At 40.0% G+C, this 16,462-nt stretch carries 16 protein-coding genes; 8 read left to right on the top strand and 8 right to left on the bottom strand.

Annotated features, from left to right (window positions below; all coding sequences use genetic code 11):
* Positions 1–394: 394 nt before the first annotated feature.
* From anmK to pdxY, 4 genes are all read left to right on the top strand, one after another.
* A complete protein-coding gene (anmK, locus tag PR808_RS02010) occupies positions 395–1,510 on the top strand; it encodes an anhydro-N-acetylmuramic acid kinase (protein WP_206084404.1) in 1,116 nt (371 codons plus the stop codon).
* Between the two features lie 25 nt (positions 1,511–1,535).
* Complete coding sequence (gene pdxH, locus PR808_RS02005) at positions 1,536–2,189, top strand: pyridoxamine 5'-phosphate oxidase (RefSeq protein WP_225818251.1); 654 nt, start codon at positions 1,536–1,538, stop codon at positions 2,187–2,189.
* Between the two features lie 161 nt (positions 2,190–2,350).
* Positions 2,351–3,625 (top strand): tyrosine--tRNA ligase, encoded by a 1,275-nt coding sequence (gene tyrS / locus PR808_RS02000; RefSeq protein WP_206084053.1) that lies wholly within the window; start codon positions 2,351–2,353, stop codon positions 3,623–3,625.
* Between the two features lie 236 nt (positions 3,626–3,861).
* On the top strand, positions 3,862–4,725 hold the full coding sequence (gene pdxY / locus PR808_RS01995) for a pyridoxal kinase PdxY (RefSeq protein ID WP_272538597.1): 864 nt from the start codon (positions 3,862–3,864) through the stop codon (positions 4,723–4,725).
* A 62-nt stretch (positions 4,726–4,787) separates the two neighbouring features.
* Here pdxY and gstA read toward each other — a convergent pair whose 3' ends face one another.
* Entirely contained in the window at positions 4,788–5,393 is a 606-nt protein-coding gene (gene gstA, locus PR808_RS01990) for a glutathione transferase GstA (protein WP_206084055.1), read from the bottom strand.
* A 305-nt stretch (positions 5,394–5,698) separates the two neighbouring features.
* Between gstA and PR808_RS01985 the strand changes: the two genes are divergently transcribed.
* Complete coding sequence (locus tag PR808_RS01985; protein ID WP_206084056.1) at positions 5,699–6,565, top strand: DUF817 domain-containing protein; 867 nt, start codon at positions 5,699–5,701, stop codon at positions 6,563–6,565.
* A gap of 471 nt (positions 6,566–7,036) precedes the next feature.
* Here the strand turns inward: PR808_RS01985 and sapF are convergent, their stop codons facing one another.
* From sapF to pspF, 7 genes are all read right to left on the bottom strand, one after another.
* Positions 7,037–7,840 (bottom strand): putrescine export ABC transporter ATP-binding protein SapF, encoded by an 804-nt coding sequence (gene sapF, locus PR808_RS01980; RefSeq protein WP_206084057.1) that lies wholly within the window; start codon positions 7,838–7,840, stop codon positions 7,037–7,039.
* The gene (sapD, locus tag PR808_RS01975) at positions 7,840–8,835 is read right to left on the bottom strand and encodes a putrescine export ABC transporter ATP-binding protein SapD (RefSeq protein ID WP_206084058.1); all 996 of its coding nucleotides are present in this window, start codon (positions 8,833–8,835) and stop codon (positions 7,840–7,842) included. The genes sapF and sapD overlap by 1 nt, the downstream gene beginning before the upstream one ends.
* Positions 8,835–9,725, bottom strand: a complete 891-nt coding sequence (gene sapC, locus PR808_RS01970; RefSeq protein WP_206084059.1) for a putrescine export ABC transporter permease SapC — start codon at positions 9,723–9,725, stop codon at positions 8,835–8,837. Before sapC ends, sapD begins: the two co-directional genes overlap by 1 nt.
* Positions 9,712–10,677 (bottom strand): putrescine export ABC transporter permease SapB, encoded by a 966-nt coding sequence (gene sapB, locus PR808_RS01965; protein ID WP_272538596.1) that lies wholly within the window; start codon positions 10,675–10,677, stop codon positions 9,712–9,714. Before sapB ends, sapC begins: the two co-directional genes overlap by 14 nt.
* The gene (gene sapA / locus PR808_RS01960; protein ID WP_272538595.1) at positions 10,674–12,359 is read right to left on the bottom strand and encodes an ABC transporter substrate-binding protein SapA; all 1,686 of its coding nucleotides are present in this window, start codon (positions 12,357–12,359) and stop codon (positions 10,674–10,676) included. Before sapA ends, sapB begins: the two co-directional genes overlap by 4 nt.
* Before the next feature lie 358 nt (positions 12,360–12,717).
* A complete protein-coding gene (locus tag PR808_RS01955) occupies positions 12,718–13,338 on the bottom strand; it encodes a hypothetical protein (RefSeq protein WP_206084062.1) in 621 nt (206 codons plus the stop codon).
* 499 nt (positions 13,339–13,837) lie between these two features.
* On the bottom strand, positions 13,838–14,845 hold the full coding sequence (gene pspF, locus PR808_RS01950; protein ID WP_272538594.1) for a phage shock protein operon transcriptional activator: 1,008 nt from the start codon (positions 14,843–14,845) through the stop codon (positions 13,838–13,840).
* A 286-nt stretch (positions 14,846–15,131) separates the two neighbouring features.
* On the opposite strand from pspF, the gene pspA reads away from it, so the two are divergent.
* The 3 genes from pspA (at position 15,132) to pspC (ending at position 16,454) form a co-directional block, all read left to right on the top strand.
* Positions 15,132–15,797 carry a phage shock protein PspA gene (gene pspA / locus PR808_RS01945; RefSeq protein ID WP_206084064.1) on the top strand — a complete coding sequence of 222 codons (666 nt, stop codon included), beginning with the start codon at positions 15,132–15,134 and terminating at the stop codon, positions 15,795–15,797.
* Positions 15,798–15,867: 70 nt separating this feature from the next.
* Positions 15,868–16,098 carry an envelope stress response membrane protein PspB gene (pspB, locus tag PR808_RS01940; protein WP_206084065.1) on the top strand — a complete coding sequence of 77 codons (231 nt, stop codon included), beginning with the start codon at positions 15,868–15,870 and terminating at the stop codon, positions 16,096–16,098.
* Positions 16,098–16,454, top strand: a complete 357-nt coding sequence (gene pspC, locus PR808_RS01935) for an envelope stress response membrane protein PspC (RefSeq protein WP_206084066.1) — start codon at positions 16,098–16,100, stop codon at positions 16,452–16,454. Before pspB ends, pspC begins: the two co-directional genes overlap by 1 nt.
* Positions 16,455–16,462: the final 8 nt, after the last annotated feature.

Here is a 16,462-nt window from a genome sequence, read left to right as displayed (position 1 = left end):
GTGTAAACACTAGGTAAAATATCTCAAATTCAACATTATTTCATTGAGTAAGGCACGCTTTGTTAAACATACCTCACGAACAGTCATTTTATGAATGTCTTTCGCATTGATAGCTAAAACGCATCCGAATAGTGCCTGTTTAAAATTGAAACACTTTCATGTTTAGCAGATTATTTTATTGCAAAACATTATGTTTAGAATTTTAAATCCATATATTAAAAAACGCCATTTTTATTTAGGTTGTAAAGCAATTTCTGCTCTAAAAATAAATATTTATTATTCCTGCGAAGCAGCACGAGAAATTACATCGAATTGTTGACAAAATTCTCCTTCAAAGCACAATCTTTAATAACTGAAATTGAAAGCGAATGTACACTCTGAAGGAACAAGAATGATGATTAAGTCAGGTCGTTACATAGGGGTTATGTCAGGAACTAGTCTCGATGGAGTTGATGTTGTTCTCGCCGCAATTAGCGATAAATTTGTTGCAGAACAGTCCAGTTTGAGTGTCACATTTCCAATTGACTTGAAAAAAAGAATTTTAAACATCTGCCAAGGCCAAGAAACAACACTATCTGAAATTGGTAAGATAGACCGCGAATTAGGTTCACTTTATGCAGACGCGATTAATCAATTATTGGTAAAAACAGGGTTAACTTCGGCAGATATTATTGCAATTGGGTGCCATGGGCAGACAGTTTGGCATGAACCTGACGGAGAACAGCCATTTACTATGCAACTTGGTGATAATAATCGTGTTGCAGCGTTAACAGGGATCACGACTGTTGGTGATTTTAGGCGTCGGGATATGGCTTATGGCGGTCAAGGTGCTCCCTTAGTGCCTGCTTTCCACTTAGCCGTTTTAGGCCATCCAACTGAAAAACGTATTGTTTTAAATATTGGTGGGATAGCGAATATCACAGCGTTATTACCAGGCGCTTATGTAAAAGGCTATGACACAGGGCCAGGTAATATGTTAATGGATACTTGGACTTGGCGTATTAAGCAAAAATCGTTTGATAATGATGGTGAATGGGCTAGTCAGGGTCATATTGATAATTTGTTACTTAAAAACATGATGAATGATCCTTACTTCAAACGGTCATCGCCAAAAAGTACAGGGCGTGAATATTTTAATATGCAATGGCTAGAACAACATTTAGTCGCGTTCCCTTCAATATCTGCCCAGGACGTACAAACCACACTGTGTGAGCTCACCGCAGCTTCTATTGCTGAACAAGTTTTATTATGTGGTGGAAGTGAGCGGCTAATTGTGTGTGGTGGAGGCGCTAAAAACGCCTTTTTGATGCAGCGTTTATCAGCTCTGTTACCTGGTATTGAAGTAGCGGCAAGTGATAAGTTTGGTCTTAGTGGTGATGATATGGAAGCTTTGGCGTTTGCTTGGTTAGCAGCACGTACTGTCGCTGGGTTATCAGGTAATCTTGCTTCAGTGACAGGCGCGACAAGGGAAACCGTTTTAGGTGCAGTGTACCCTAAAAATAGTGACTAGAAATAATCGAATTAAAGGATATCAAATGAATGAGATAAGTGAAGTCGATCTCGCCTCTATTCGTCGTGAGTACACAAAAGGCGGTCTACGACGCAGTGACTTAACTGCTAACCCATTAACCCTTTTTGAATTATGGATGAAACAGGCGTGTGAGGCGCGACTAAGTGACCCGACTGCGATGTCAGTGGCGACAGTGGATGAAACTGGGCAACCCTATCAACGGATAGTACTGTTAAAGCATTTTGATGATAAGGGCTTAGTATTTTACACCAATATGGGAAGTCGTAAGGCACAACACCTTGAAAAAAATAATAAAATAAGTTTGCACTTCCCATGGTATCCACTTGAACGTCAAGTGAACTTTACGGGCGTTGCTGAACGTTTAAATCCGATTGAGGTGGTTAAATATTTCCACAGCCGGCCTAAAGATAGCCAAATTGCAGCCTGGGCATCTGAACAATCTTCTAAAATTTCAGCAAGAGGAATTTTAGAAGGTAAATTTTTAGAATTAAAACAAAAGTTTAAAAATGGAGAAGTGCCTTTGCCGAGTTTTTGGGGGGGCTTTCGTGTGGTATTTGATAGTGTCGAATTTTGGCAAGGTGGTGCTCACCGCCTACATGACCGTTTTTTATACCAAAGGGAAGGGGAAGGCTGGAAAATTGATAGATTAGCCCCTTAGGATCATGTTTTTTAGCTGGCACTTAATTGATATGCGCTTTATGCTATAGACTCGTTTAAGAAAATTGACAAATTATACTGGCGCGTTTGTGAGATCCATCAAAAACGCGTTGGCCATTCAAACTAAAGTAGATAGACAAAATACAACAGATGGAGTCATTGATGTCTAGCAATAACCTGATTAAACAATTGCAAGAGCGGGGCCTCGTTGCCCAGGTAACGGATGAGGATGCGTTAGCAGAGAGACTGGCGCAGGGCCCTATCTCTCTCTATTGTGGTTTCGATCCTACCGCTGACAGCTTGCATTTGGGACATCTGGTTCCTTTGCTGTGTTTAAAACGATTCCAACTAGCCGGGCACAAGCCTGTGGCGTTGGTAGGTGGCGCAACGGGCCTTATTGGTGATCCGAGCTTTAAAGCTACTGAACGTAAATTAAATACCGCAGAAACCGTTCAAGAGTGGGTAGAAAAAATCCGTAACCAAGTTTCACCATTTTTAAGCTTTGATTGTGGTGATAACAGTGCGCGTCTTGCTAACAACTATGATTGGTTTGGCAAAATGGATGTACTGACTTTCTTACGTGATATTGGTAAGCATTTTTCGGTTAATCAAATGATTAACCGTGAATCCGTTAAGCAACGTCTTAACCGTGATGATGTTGGTATCTCTTTTACTGAATTTGCGTATAACCTATTACAAGGTTATGACTTTGCAAATATGAACCATGAAATGGGTGTAGAACTGCAAATTGGTGGTTCCGACCAATGGGGTAACATTACCTCTGGTATCGATTTAACTCGCCGTCTTCATCAAAACCAAGTGTTTGGCATGACCGTTCCGCTGATCACTAAAGCTGATGGGACTAAATTCGGTAAAACTGAGGGTGGTGCAGTTTGGTTAGATCCGAAAAAAACCAGCCAATACAAATTCTACCAGTTCTGGATTAATACTGCGGATGCAGACGTCTATCGCTTCCTCAAGTTCTTCACCTTCATGGAACTCGATGAAATTAACGCGCTGGAAGAAGAAGATAAAAACAGTGGTAAAGCACCACGTGCGCAATACGTTTTAGCGGAGCAGGTGACTAAATTAGTTCACGGCGAAGCGGGTTTAGCGGCTGCTAAACGCATTACTGAAAGCTTGTTCTCTGGTGCGGTTTCTGATTTAACAGAAGCAGATCTTGAACAACTAGCACAAGATGGTATGCCATGCATCACTTTAGAAGAGGGTGCTGACCTGCAACAAGCATTAGTTGACTCAGAATTAACGCCATCACGTGGGCAAGCAAGAACAGCAATTAGCTCTAATGCGGTTTCTATCAATGGTCAAAAACAGACTGAGCCAATGTATGTCTTTACAGACGCAGACCGTTTGTTTGGCCGTTATACCTTGATCCGTCGTGGTAAGAAAAACGACTGCTTAATTAATTGGAAATAGCTCTGACTAACCTTTGTAATATCAGCCTGGGGAGTTTTCCAGGCTATACTCGTCATATTTCAAGTTGCATGGGTGTTAACTGAACTTAGCTAGCTTGATGACATGCTTATATATGTTCATCAGGTTATCTTCTCTTTTCGACGACATGCAATTTGAATTATTTGGGGTATATTCATATTAGCAATGGCTAATCACTGATTTCTCTTCATTCGATATAACAATTCTCTGGGTTCTTAATGAAAAGCGTATTATCAATTCAATCCCATGTTGTTTTCGGCCATGCAGGAAACAGTGCTGCTGCATTCCCTATGTGCCGTATGGGCGTAGATGTGTGGCCACTCAATACCGTACAATTTTCTAATCACACGCAATACCCTCAATGGACGGGAACCGTATTTCCTGCTCAGCATTTAACAGACATTGTTGAAGGGCTTGCTAAAATTCATAAACTTGAAATCTGTGATGCCGTATTAAGTGGTTATATCGGTTCCGCGGAACAAGGTGACGATATACTTGCGATCGTGAAAAAAGTGAAAGCTTCCAATCCACAAGCCCTGTATTTTTGTGATCCAGTAATGGGGCATCCTGAGAAAGGCTGTATTGTTGCTCCTGGCGTTGCTGAATTCTTATGTGAAAGAGCATTGGCGGCAAGTGATGTTATTGCACCAAACTTACTTGAATTAGAAACACTCGCAGGTAGAACAATCAAGACGGTAGAAGAGGCCATTGGCGCAGCAAGAGAACTTTGTCATAAAGGTCCCAAAATTATTCTTGTGAAACATTTGAGCCGTGCAGCCTATAGGGCTGATCGTTTTGAAATGATTTTGGTTACTGCGGAGCATAGCTGGCATGTTAGTCGTCCATTAGTTGATTTCGGCGAGAAGCAACCTGTAGGGGTGGGCGATTTGACGAGTGGCTTGATGCTAGTGAATTTATTAAAAGGTGAACCCCTTAATAAAGGACTAGAACATGTTGCAGCTGCAGTTTATGAAGTAATGATTAAAACAAAAGAAATGGGTGAGTACGAACTGCAACTGGTGGCAGCTCAAGATAAAATGGTTAATCCAGAACACAAGTTTTGTGCCACTCAGGTAGACTGATTTATCTGTTTTTGACTAGAAATAAAATAGCGCCCTAGTTTTAGGGCGCTATGATTGAAATCTTAGATTAAACCTTCTGCTTTTAGTGCCTCTTGGACATTCGGGCGTTTTGCAACTTTAGTAATGTAATCTTGTAAATGCGTTAAGCTTGATAAATCTAAGCCAACGTGTTTTGCCCATCCACTAACTGTAAATAAATAGGCATCTGCTACGCTAAAATTGTCGCCAGCAAAGAACGCCTGCTTTGCTAATACGGAGTCAGCATATTTGAATTTATTCAATAATACTTTGCGAGCTGTTTCTTTATAATCCTCAGGTGTTCCAGGGGTAAATAAAGGCGAGAAGTTTTTATGAAGTTCTGTTGAGATGAAATTTAACGCTTCCATTTGATGGTAGCGTTTCATTGAGCCAGCAAGAGCAATCAGATTTCTATCTGGTTTTTGGTCTGCAAGATACTGAACAATAACAGCACCTTCAGTAAGTTGATCCCCATTATCTAACACTAGAGTAGGAACTTGGCCTTTCGGGTTTATTGCTAAGAAATCTTCACCTTTCTCTGTTTTTTTCTCTTTGATGTTTACACGTTCAATCGAGAAATCTAATCCAGTTTCACGCAAAATAATATGTGGAGAAAGAGAACAAGCACCGGGAGCGTAATACAATTTCATCATAGGACTCCTAAGTTTTGAAATGGGTAATAATTAGCAAATAAAAATCTCTCTTGTTAAGTATATCACTACTTTCTGTTAGCAAATTGCCATCGGGTGCGAGTTATGCCATAAAAGGTGAATTTAAATAAAAAGGAATGTGAATAATGCCTTGTCGCGTAGATTTGGATATTCATACTGAAAATGAAAAAATCAAAGAGATTTAAGATAGTTACCTTATCGAATTAAAAACTAATTTGATAAAATTCTTCACTTATTGGCGCATAAAAATTAATAATAAATTTAAATAATAAGTGAGTGAATAAATGGGGAGTATGAGTCATAAGCTCAAATTTTTAGGTAAATTAGACCAAAAACTCATGGCACATACGCCAAGTAATAGTCGTGGCATTAAACGTTTTATTTTAGAATTTTGGTTTTTTGGCCTTATCAATGCACGTTCTTGTTTATTCGCTGGTTTTTTCTTTTTAGCACTATTTTTAGTGCCCGCAAAAGGTATTTTAGGATTACCCCGTTATGATGCCTTGCTGATTTTTGCTGTCGTATTTCAGGCCATATTAGTGTGGTCAAAATTAGAAACATGGGATGAACTAAAGGCGATTTGTGTGTTTCATTTGGTCGGATTTATGATGGAGTTATTTAAAACGTCCGCAACCATAGCGTCATGGCAATATCCCGATGCAGCATTGACTAAACTTTGGGGGGTTCCTTTATTTACGGGGTTTATGTATGCTGCTGTGGGGAGTTACATTATTCAATCATGGCGTTTTTTTAAAGTTAGAATTGAACATTACCCACCCTATTGGATGGCAACGTGTGTCGCACTGGCGATTTATATTAATTTTTTTAGTCATCATTATATTGACGATTATCGTTGGTATTTAACCGCCTTTATTTTTGGTTTGTATGCACGGAGTGTGGTTTTTTATACTCCACTTGATAAAGAGCGCAAAATGCCTTTATTACTTGCCTTTATGTTAATCGGTTTTTTTATTTGGCTAGCCGAAAATTTTGGGACTTTTTTCGGTGTTTGGCAGTATCCCAACCAAATTGGTGCATGGTCAATGGTGCATGCGGGCAAATGGGGAGCGTGGTCTTTATTGGTGATTGTCACCTTTACGATTGTCGTTCACCTTAAACATATTAAGGCGAACGTCACAGTGGCTCGTTAAGGTTACTTTGTCATAAGTATGTTGGTTAAGGAGATAATGATATTCCTTAACCAAGTAGCTAAGATTCAATTTCAATGAGAAAGCGGGATTTTTGTTGATGTTTTTGATCTCCCCAAGGCATCATTCGCTGTTTAGGGTAACTGGCGAAAAATAAAACGATTTCTTGCAATTATAACCATTTTATTTAGGGTGATTTCTCCTTCAATATTCTTATCGAAACGACTTGCAGTCAAATTTGTAATTGTATTGATAACAGATAATGCTTCTATGTTTTCATCATCTAATGCGTGTATTTCGGATATGCCTTGTAATGCATATGCAGTTGCTTTTTGAGTATTTTAAAGGTTTGAAATGCCACGAAAATTACTGATACGTACCATATCTATTTGAATGCTCATTCCTTTTCCCTTTCCTCTTTAATCCATAGACTATCATTTAGTGTTGTACAATTTTATAGAAAGTAGCTAGAAGTTACAGGTCTTGCCGCCACGCATCAATTGACAGAGGTTCGCCAAAGTGGCTCTCAATTAAACGGCGGGTCACATCGTGAAGTGGAGCGGCAAGTACTTCTGCTGTATTGCCACGCTCCACAACCTCGCCTTTATCCATCACAAGCATTTTATCACTAATATGTTTCATCATCCCAAGGTGTTGAGTTACATAGATATAAGCGATGTCATGTTTGGCTTGTAAGTCTAACATTAAGTTAATAATTTGCGAGCGCATTGACATATCAAGTGAGGCCAGTGCTTCATCCGCCACGATAATTTCGGGTTGTAAAATAAGCGCGCGAGCAAGGGCGATACGTTGTTTTTGCCCTGACGCTAGCATATGTGGGTAATATTCTGCGTGATCTGCTAACAATCCGACTTGGCGCAACGTTTGGATAATTCGCCTTTCACGCTCTATACCTGTTAAATCTGTATTTAGTTTTAACGGTAACTCCAATGTTTGGCCGATACGTTGTCGGGGGTTCAGCGAGGTACTAGGGTCTTGGAAGATCATACGGATACGTTGACTACGGTAACTATAATCACCAAAATTTAGACGCTGTCCGCGGATCATAATATCTCCGCTGGTGGGTTCTACAACCCCAGAGAGCATCCGGGCTAATGTTGATTTTCCTGAACCATTAGCTCCAATAATTGCCAGGGTCTGGCCTGCTTGTAAATTAAAGCTAATCGGCTTAACGGCTTGCAGTTCGTGGCGGTGGAACAAACCTTCACGAAACCGAAAGGTTTTCGTTAGATTACGGACTTCCAATAACGTTTCCATTAGGGTTGCTCCTCAGTATTGAGTGGGTAATGGCAAGCCACTAAATGGTTTTTGATATTACGTAGCTGTGGGGCTTCAATACAGGTGCGCTGTGCATAAGGACAACGTGGCCCAAGCCGGCAGCCAATAGGTAAATGTTCTAATGATGGAATTGCGCCAGGCAAGGTATTTAAACGGCCTTTATGGGGGATTGGGCTTTCAAAATCAGGAATAGATCGAATCAAAGCTTGGGTATAAGGGTGGCGTGGTCGCTGTAAGATATCTTCAGGTGTCGCACTTTCCACGGTTTGTCCACAATATAAAACATTAATGCGGTCTACTAATTTTGACATCATTTCCATATCATGACTGATTAGCAAAATCCCCATGTTATTATTTTGATTCAGCTTATCTAGCAGGCGGAAAATCTGTGCCTGTGTAGTGGATTCCATGGCATTTGTGGGTTCATCTGCAATTAACAAGCGAGGTTGGTTAGCGATAGCAATCGCTATCATGACTTTTTGGCACTCACCATCTGTTAGCTCATAAGGATAGCTGTGCATGATATCTTTATGATCTTTAATACCAACCCGATGCAAAAGCTCAATTGCACGACGTTTTCTCCAGTTAAAACGTTGCCACCAGCGGCCTTTATAAGTCCAACCAGGAATGGATTGAATGAGCTGTTTACCTATGTCAGCTGCAGGGTCTAAGCACGATTGTGGTTCTTGGAATATCATCGAAATATTGTGGCCAATTAACTTACGGCGCTTGCGGGGGCTAAGCTTTAATAAGTCAATATCTTGGAAGCGAAAGCGGTCGGCAGTAACGCGGATGTTATCTTTTGTTACGCCACAAATGGCTTTGGCAATCAAGCTTTTCCCTGAGCCAGACTCACCGACTAAACCGCGAATTTCACCTTCAGAAAGTGTCATAGAGACACGGTCAACGGCTTTGACAGGGCCGTTGGCAGTCATAAACTCAATCGTTAAATTGCGGATGTCTAAGAGCGGCATTATTCAACCCCCGCATTGATGGCTCGGTGTAATCCGTCACCTAGTAAGTTTACAAATAAAACACTTATCATGATAGCGACCCCAGGTAAAATTACTGTCCAAGGGGCAACATAAATCAATTCTAAGGTATCACCTAGCATAGCTCCCCATTCCGAAGAGGGTAACTGTGCGCCTAAATCTAAAAAACCTAAAGCGGCAATATCAAGAATAGCGATAGATAGCGCTCGGGTTAATTCCGTGACTAAGATAGGGGTAATGTTCGGTAATACGGTATACCACAAAATAAAAATGTTAGATGCGCCATCAAGGCGGGCAGCAACGATATATTCTTTGTCTAACTCATCATGCACCGCAACGTAAATTGTTCTTACCATTCGCGGTATCAATGCAAGGCAGATGGCCAACATGGCATTTTCAAGACTTGCTCCCATAAATGCGACAACAATAATCGCTAACAGTAAGGATGGGATAGATAAGAGAGTGTCGAGGATATGATTAAATACGGCAGATTTTAACCCTTTCGTCATTCCTGCAAGGCAGCCTAGAACTAAACCGATAACAGTGGCAATAAAAGTGACAAGGATTGCAGAGCCAAAAGTCGATTTAGTCCCGATTAATAAGCGGCTTAAAATATCACGGCCAAGATCATCTGTGCCGAAGAAGAAAGCAACTTCACCGTAATGTGACCACGATGGTGGCGTTAATTGATACCCTAAAAATTGTTGATCTAAGGCGTAAGGTGCGAGATAAGGACCGATAAAACACAAAATAAGCAAAAATAGCACACCAAAAAAGCCAACCATCGAAACGATGTCTGATGAAAATAAATTCCATACCACCCGCGCAGGGGATGGCATTTTCTGTTCACGATAAAAATTATCTGAGGACATACCAATCCTTATGTTTTAACGGGTCCATCATTGCGCCTAAAATATCGGATAACACGTTGACAGTAATGACGAGTGTGCCAATTAACATAACACCTGCAGAGATTGCGGAGTAGTCTTCTTGTCGGATAGCAGTGACAAGCCAACGTCCAAGCCCTGGCCAGTTAAACACTAATTCAGTAACCATGGTGAGTGTAAGCATAGTGGAAAATTGCAGACCCAGCTTTGGTATTATGGGGGGAATAGCATTATGAAAAATATGACGGCGAATTATTTTAAGGCGAGAAAGCCCGCGGATAGCCGCAGCTTTGATATAGTTTTCACTTGCAATTTCTTCAGTGCTGTTTCTCACTAAGCGAATGACTTCAGTCGTTGGCGCTAAGGCGAGGGTGAGTACAGGTAAAATCATATGTTCTAACACATTGATTATCATGTCTTTACGATAAGGTGATTCAGAGAGCCATGCATCAATTAGTGCAAAACCAGTGACTGGTTTTAGGTTATATAATAGGTCAATACGGCCTGAAACTGGAAGCCAGCCAAGATGTAATGAGAAAAATAAAGTCAGTACCAGAGCTAAAACAAATACAGGAACGGAAAAACCCAGTAAGGCAAACACACTAATGGCAATATCTGCGGGTTTGTTACGCCAAAATGCAGCAATAATGCCAAGGGGGATACCTGTTGTTAAAGCAAAAATAAATGCCAAAATGCACAACTCCATTGTGGCAGGAAATGTGTCTTTAAGTTGTTCGGTAATAGGTTCACCATTAATACTGGACACACCAAAATCAAAATGCAATAAACCGTCAAAGTAGAAAATATAGGCATCTAAGAGTGAGGCACCGCTGAGCGGGGCATTAGGGGTAAAGTAGCTCAGGCTAAAACTGACCAATGACAAAAAGAAGACGGTAACCAGTAATAACAAAAAGCGGCGCAATGAGTAAATAATCATGGTTGCCCCCCTTGTTTTTTCGGTGCCACTTTCGGTTTTTGTTCCATTTCACGATATACCCCTGCAAATGAAGTATTACCAAAGGCACTGATCACGAGTCCTTTCATATCATAACGATAAGCTTGTAATCGTAATGAATAGGCTAATGGTAAAATAGGTAAGTCCTCACCTAAAATTTGCTGAGCTTGATGGTAGTAATCAATCCGTGAGGCTAATTGTTGGGTCAGTAGTGCTTTATGCAGAACTTCATCAAATATGGGGTTACACCAATGACTTAAGTTAGTTTGTGAACCAATTGCTGCACAACTGAGTAACGGGCGGAAAAAACTATCAGGGTCGTTACTGTCTGTTGTCCAACCTGCTAATGTCATATCGTGAGTTCTATCCATTAGCTGATTCTCTTGGAAGCGGCCTTCTACTGAGCGGATATTCATGGTGATGCCAACTTGGGCTAAGTCTGCTTGAATAAGCTCTGCCATTTTTAATGGGCTTGGATTATACGATTGTGAGGCAATAGGCACCCACAAATCTAATTTCAGATTTTCTAACCCCATATCTTGTAGCATTTGCTTGGAAAGTTCAGGGTTGTAATCTGTAATTTTAGCTTGGTTATCATAAGCCCAAGATGCACGTGGTAAGATTGATGCTGCTGTTTCTGCGGTGCCATAATAAATCGATTGCATCAGTCGCTCATTATTAATGGCGTAAGCAATCGCTTGACGAACTTTGAGTTGATCCAGCGGCGGCTTGCTTGTATTAAACGCCAAATAGGCAATATTCATCCCTGAACGCATGGAGATGCGCAGGCGAGGGTCATCTCGTAGGACTTTTAGTTGACTCGCAGCAGGGTAAGCTAACACATCACACTCCCCTGTGAGCAGCTTTGAAATACGTCCTGTGCCTCCAGCGCCCATATCGATCACGACTTCTTCCATACGTGGCTGGCCTTTCCAGTAATGATCATTTCTTAGCAAGCGAACAAATTGGCCGGCTTGGTAGTCATCTAGCTTAAATGGCCCTGTACCAATGGGGCGCCAATCAATCAATTCTTGGCGATTAACACTTGATAGCGAGTCAGCATACTGAGCCGAGAGAATAGGGGCGTAGTGAGTCGCTAAATGCCATAAGAATGATGCATCAGGGGAATTTAGGCGAAATTCCACGGTGTAATTATTAATTTTGCGAATGCTTTGTACACTGCTGGCAAATTGCAGGCTATCAAAGTAAGGATAACGACCACCATTAATATAATGATAAGGATGGTTAACTTCAAACATCCGAGCAAAGCTAAAAACCACATCATCTGCGTTCATATTGCGTGAAGGGGTAAACCAAGGTGTTTCTTGGAACTTAACATCTTTTCTTAGGTAAAGACGATAGGTCGCGCCATTATCAAACACTTCCCAGCGTTCAGCGAGTTCTGGAATGAGACGATATGTAAATGGGTCGACATCCAGTAAGCGGTCATAAATTTGTGCGCCTAGCGGATCAACGATTAACCCACTACTGACGAGTTGAGGGTTAAAAGTTGTCACAATCCCATTCACACAGTAAATGAAACCTTTCTGGCGAATATCTGCAGGGACTTCATTAGCGACAATATCTGTAAACCGCTCTTGGTTACTGAGCGCATTGGCAGATGTAAGAATGAGAAATAAAAAGCAAAGAGTTAGTCGGCGCATAACACTGATATCGTTAACCTGAATTGACCTATTGTAGCGTAAAAAAGAGCAAACAGGGTATAAGCAAAAATTTGACGTTAACGCTGAACGAAAAGCAATCTAGATAAAACTGATAATAATAAAATTATGATGTTTATCATTGAAGTATGTCTGAATGAGAAAAAATCGCATTAAAAAGCTTTACAAATGACACTGATAACTATTATCATTCGCTTTGTCACTTGGGTGTATACCTATAGTGACAAGGCATGACATTGCTCACATTGCTTCCAGTGTTTTATTTGATAGCCAGCTTGGGTGCTGGCTTTTTTTTTGTACTTTTTATAAGAAAAGGCTACGGCTTGTCATTTTATGACTATTATGGCTGAGCAGGTTTATCTAAACCAACAAATTTTAAATCATCTTCTGTAACATTACCTTGTAGTGTACATAAAAAGCGGACGACACCGCGTTTTTCATCTTTCTCGATAATCATCATTTTTTCCGCGGAATAAGGTTTTAACCCATAGTTTTGAGCTGCATATTCATTAAATACCCATTTTTCGTCTAAACTGTGTCTAATCATTGGTGCATAAATATAGCTATTACCTATTTTTAGAATGCTAATTTTTGAGGATGTATAGCGGATGACTTCATCAAGACTTTGTGTTGTTTCAAACCCCCAAAAATAATACTGCCCACGCATCCCCATATAAGTAAAATTATCATACTTATCGAAGTCACTGTGGCTAACAAAAAAACGGTTAAAGGTGACAAAACCTGTTGGCGAAAAATGAAGGTCAACTGAAAGTGAAGGGCTATCATTAATGTTTGTATGTTTTAGTGTTTTTGAAATATCTTCAAGTACAGGGTATTCATTTATTTTTTTAAAAAAAGAAGCATCGCAATAGCTAAATGTACGCATCAATGATTCGGCATGGGTCATAGCAGACATCCCTAGGAGCAACCAAGGGATAGCAAATATGTTTAGTTTTTTCATAATAAGCTCCTTGTGCTATGCAATAGTATTAACATAAATACCATATAAATATATTTTTCGTTGTGGGGAATTATGTCAATATGTAAAAATAAATAAAAAAAATTGAAAAAAGGTTTTATATCCACATGATTTCCGTCTTTGAATAAAGAATTAAAAATAAAATCATAAACTATTTGGATAAAACGAATGTATATAAATAAAACGCTAATGTTTTCTTAATGCTGATTTTCATTGTTAATTTTTGTTTGGTCAATGAGCTTTAGTTATAGAACTATATGAATATTATATTTTTATTAAGGTGTAAAATGAAAAGTGAATAATCGTATTTCAATAAGCATCGGATAATGATTTGTTATTATGAGTAAATACGTAATTACATTAATAGAAACACTGAAAGTACTGAAATATTTAGTAAGAAAAAATATTCTCTGAATATTAATTAAAAAATAAGGAGAGTAAATACCTAAAACAATATCGCTGAATATTGTTTTAGGTATATCTATTCATTTTCAATTTGATATTTTTTTACCAATCCTCGCAATTGATCATAGCTTAGGGATAGGGATTGGGCCGCTTTGCGTTGATTGTAGTGACTCGCGATGAGAGCACGTTCAAGTAGCTGTTTTTCAGTCTGTTGCTGCCATTGTCGCAAATCACAAGGGAGTGTTGGCAGAGTGCAATGTGCGGGCACGACGTCAACCTTGCTAGTGGGTGTCTCATGTAGCTCAGCTAGCTTTTCGCCAAATGGGTTGAAAATAATGGTGTTGACGGGAGTCGCTTGATCTCCATGGCGGTATACTGAACGCTCAATGACATTTTTCAATTCTCGCACATTTCCTGGCCAAGGGTATTGCAATAATGCTTGCTCTGCGTCAGGTGTAAATCCTGTAAAATGCGAACGTTTTAACTCCCCACACATTAAAATGGCAAAGTGTTCTGCTAATAATAAGATATCTGGCTGACGTTCGCGTAGGGGAGGAATACGGATGACATCAAATGCAAGCCTATCGAGCAAATCGGCACGAAATCTGCCTTGCTTGGCGAGCTCAGGTAAATTGGCATTGGTCGCACAAATCAAACGCACATCAACTCGCAGAGATTGGCTACCCCCAACACGTTCTAATTCACCGTATTCGATGACTCTTAATAGCTTTTCTTGCACTGACATTGGCGCAGTAGCGAGTTCATCAAGGAATAATGAGCCTTTGTCTGCGCGTTCAAAACGCCCTTGATGGCGCTTTTGTGCACCCGTAAATGAACCTGCTTCGTGGCCGAATAGTTCAGAATCCAGTAAATTCTCATTGAGTCCACTGCAGTTGAGAGAGATAAAGGCTTCTTGCCAACGGGGAGAAAGGTAATGTAAGCGGTCTGCTATCAATTCTTTACCTGTACCTCGTTCACCAATGACGAGTACAGGTTTGTTTAATTGGGCAAGTTCGGATGTTTGCTCGAGAACATCTAAAAAATTACTGGAAACTCCGAGGATCGTATCATTAGTCTGTTTCATGGTTATATTTACCAATAATTGGTTTATTTGACCGATAGTTTAACTATAAACGAAACCTACTTGATGTAAAGATTTTTTATTAAACATAATAAAATCAATTGATTATTTAAAATTTAAAAAGTTGGCACGTAGGTTGCTATGTTATAGGTAAGAAGTAGTTAGAAAGATGTACCAAAGATTGAGTATCATAAAATAAATTGTTTCACTTACGGAGCGTCAGATTGGCTGGAAGCCACATCAGGTCAGGCGCTGCAGAAATGATAAATCCATCAAGAGGAAATAAATAATGGGTATTTTTTCACGTTTTGCCGACATCATTAATGCAAATATCGCTTCACTGCTAGATAAAGCTGAAGATCCGCAAAAAATGATCCGCCTGATGATTCAGGAAATGGAAGACATGTTAGTTGAAATTCGCTCAACGTCTGCGCGTACGTTAGCAGAGAAAAAAGGCTTAGAACGCCGTATCGAAATGGGCGAAAAACAAGTTGCAGATTGGCAAGAAAAAGCTGAATTAGCTCTGGTCAAGGACAAAGAAGATTTAGCGCGTGCGGCGTTAATTGAAAAGCAAAAAGTCAGTGCAATGGTTGATACATTAAAACATGAACTGATTATTGTTGATGAAACATTGACTCGCTTAAAAGGTGAAATTTCAGAATTAGAAAATAAATTGCAAGAGACGCGTGCGAAGCAGCAATCTATGGTAGTTCGAATGGAAGCTGCGCAATCTAGCCGTAATGTTCGCCGTCAATTAGACAGTGGTAAAATGGATGAGGCAATGGCTCGTTTTGAGCAGTTTGAGCGCCGTATTGACCATATGGAAGGTGAAGCGCAAAGTTATGGTATTGGAAAACAAAAATCACTGGATCAGCAATTTGCTGAGCTTAAAGCGGATGATGAAATTAGCGCACAGTTAGCGGCACTTAAAGCTAAAATTAATAAAGACCAGTAATTGTATTTTGCCACTTTGGTGTTTTGTGCCAGAGTGGCAAATAGACTAACCATATTGATAAGGAAATGTGATGGGCTACGTTTTACTGTCTCTCGTATTAATCATTTTTGTTATTTTTGTTCTGCCTGTTTGGTTGTGGTTGCACTACAGCAAAAAAAATAACGGACAGGGGAGCCAGCTAACTGAAAATGAAGTGCAGCGTTTAATGCAACTTGCTGAGCAAGCTTCGCGCATGCAACAACGTATTAAGACACTTGAAGATATTTTGGATGCAGAACACCCGAATTGGAGGCAAAAATAATGACTCAACTTCGCAACCGTAAACTTTACCGTTTGTCAGACAGACGCGTGTTTGGTGGTGTCTGTTCTGGTATTGCGGAATATTTAGAATTACCTGTTGCGTTGGTCAGGGCACTGGCCGTATTGGCTTTATTTGTGAGCTTTGGTATCACATTAATTCTTTATATTGTTATGTGTTTTGTGGTGGAAACCGCACCAAGTGGGTATCGATCTGAGCAAGATATTGGTCCTGAAGTTAGCAGCTTGATTAATCAAATCGATATGCAACTGAAATCAGGTGAAATGAAGCTACGCCAAATTGAGCGTTATGTCACTTCAGACACCTATACTGTAAACAGTAAATTCCGCGATTTATAATCATTATA

Source organism: Providencia sp. PROV197 (assembly GCF_028479625.1).
GTDB classification, from domain to species: Bacteria; Pseudomonadota; Gammaproteobacteria; order Enterobacterales; family Enterobacteriaceae; genus Providencia; species Providencia vermicola.
Note: the sequence above shows the minus strand (reverse complement) of the source record. Positions and strands in the feature narration are given on the sequence as shown.

Bases quoted from the DNA above. Each gene is read 5' to 3' on its own strand.
- pspB (WP_206084065.1), top strand. From the start codon at position 15,868: ATGGGCTACGTTTTACTGTCTCTCGTATTAATCATTTTTGTTATTTTT.
- sapB (WP_272538596.1), bottom strand. From the start codon at position 10,677: ATGATTATTTACTCATTGCGCCGCTTTTTGTTATTACTGGTTACCGTC.
- pspA (WP_206084064.1), top strand. From the start codon at position 15,132: ATGGGTATTTTTTCACGTTTTGCCGACATCATTAATGCAAATATCGCT.
- pdxY (WP_272538597.1), top strand. From the start codon at position 3,862: ATGAAAAGCGTATTATCAATTCAATCCCATGTTGTTTTCGGCCATGCA.
- pdxH (WP_225818251.1), top strand. From the start codon at position 1,536: ATGAATGAGATAAGTGAAGTCGATCTCGCCTCTATTCGTCGTGAGTAC.
- sapA (WP_272538595.1), bottom strand. From the start codon at position 12,359: ATGCGCCGACTAACTCTTTGCTTTTTATTTCTCATTCTTACATCTGCC.
- pspC (WP_206084066.1), top strand. From the start codon at position 16,098: ATGACTCAACTTCGCAACCGTAAACTTTACCGTTTGTCAGACAGACGC.
- sapF (WP_206084057.1), bottom strand. From the start codon at position 7,840: ATGGAAACGTTATTGGAAGTCCGTAATCTAACGAAAACCTTTCGGTTT.
- PR808_RS01955 (WP_206084062.1), bottom strand. From the start codon at position 13,338: ATGAAAAAACTAAACATATTTGCTATCCCTTGGTTGCTCCTAGGGATG.
- gstA (WP_206084055.1), bottom strand. From the start codon at position 5,393: ATGAAATTGTATTACGCTCCCGGTGCTTGTTCTCTTTCTCCACATATT.
- PR808_RS01985 (WP_206084056.1), top strand. From the start codon at position 5,699: ATGGGGAGTATGAGTCATAAGCTCAAATTTTTAGGTAAATTAGACCAA.
- sapD (WP_206084058.1), bottom strand. From the start codon at position 8,835: ATGCCGCTCTTAGACATCCGCAATTTAACGATTGAGTTTATGACTGCC.
- tyrS (WP_206084053.1), top strand. From the start codon at position 2,351: ATGTCTAGCAATAACCTGATTAAACAATTGCAAGAGCGGGGCCTCGTT.
- anmK (WP_206084404.1), top strand. From the start codon at position 395: ATGATTAAGTCAGGTCGTTACATAGGGGTTATGTCAGGAACTAGTCTC.
- sapC (WP_206084059.1), bottom strand. From the start codon at position 9,725: ATGTCCTCAGATAATTTTTATCGTGAACAGAAAATGCCATCCCCTGCG.
- pspF (WP_272538594.1), bottom strand. From the start codon at position 14,845: ATGAAACAGACTAATGATACGATCCTCGGAGTTTCCAGTAATTTTTTA.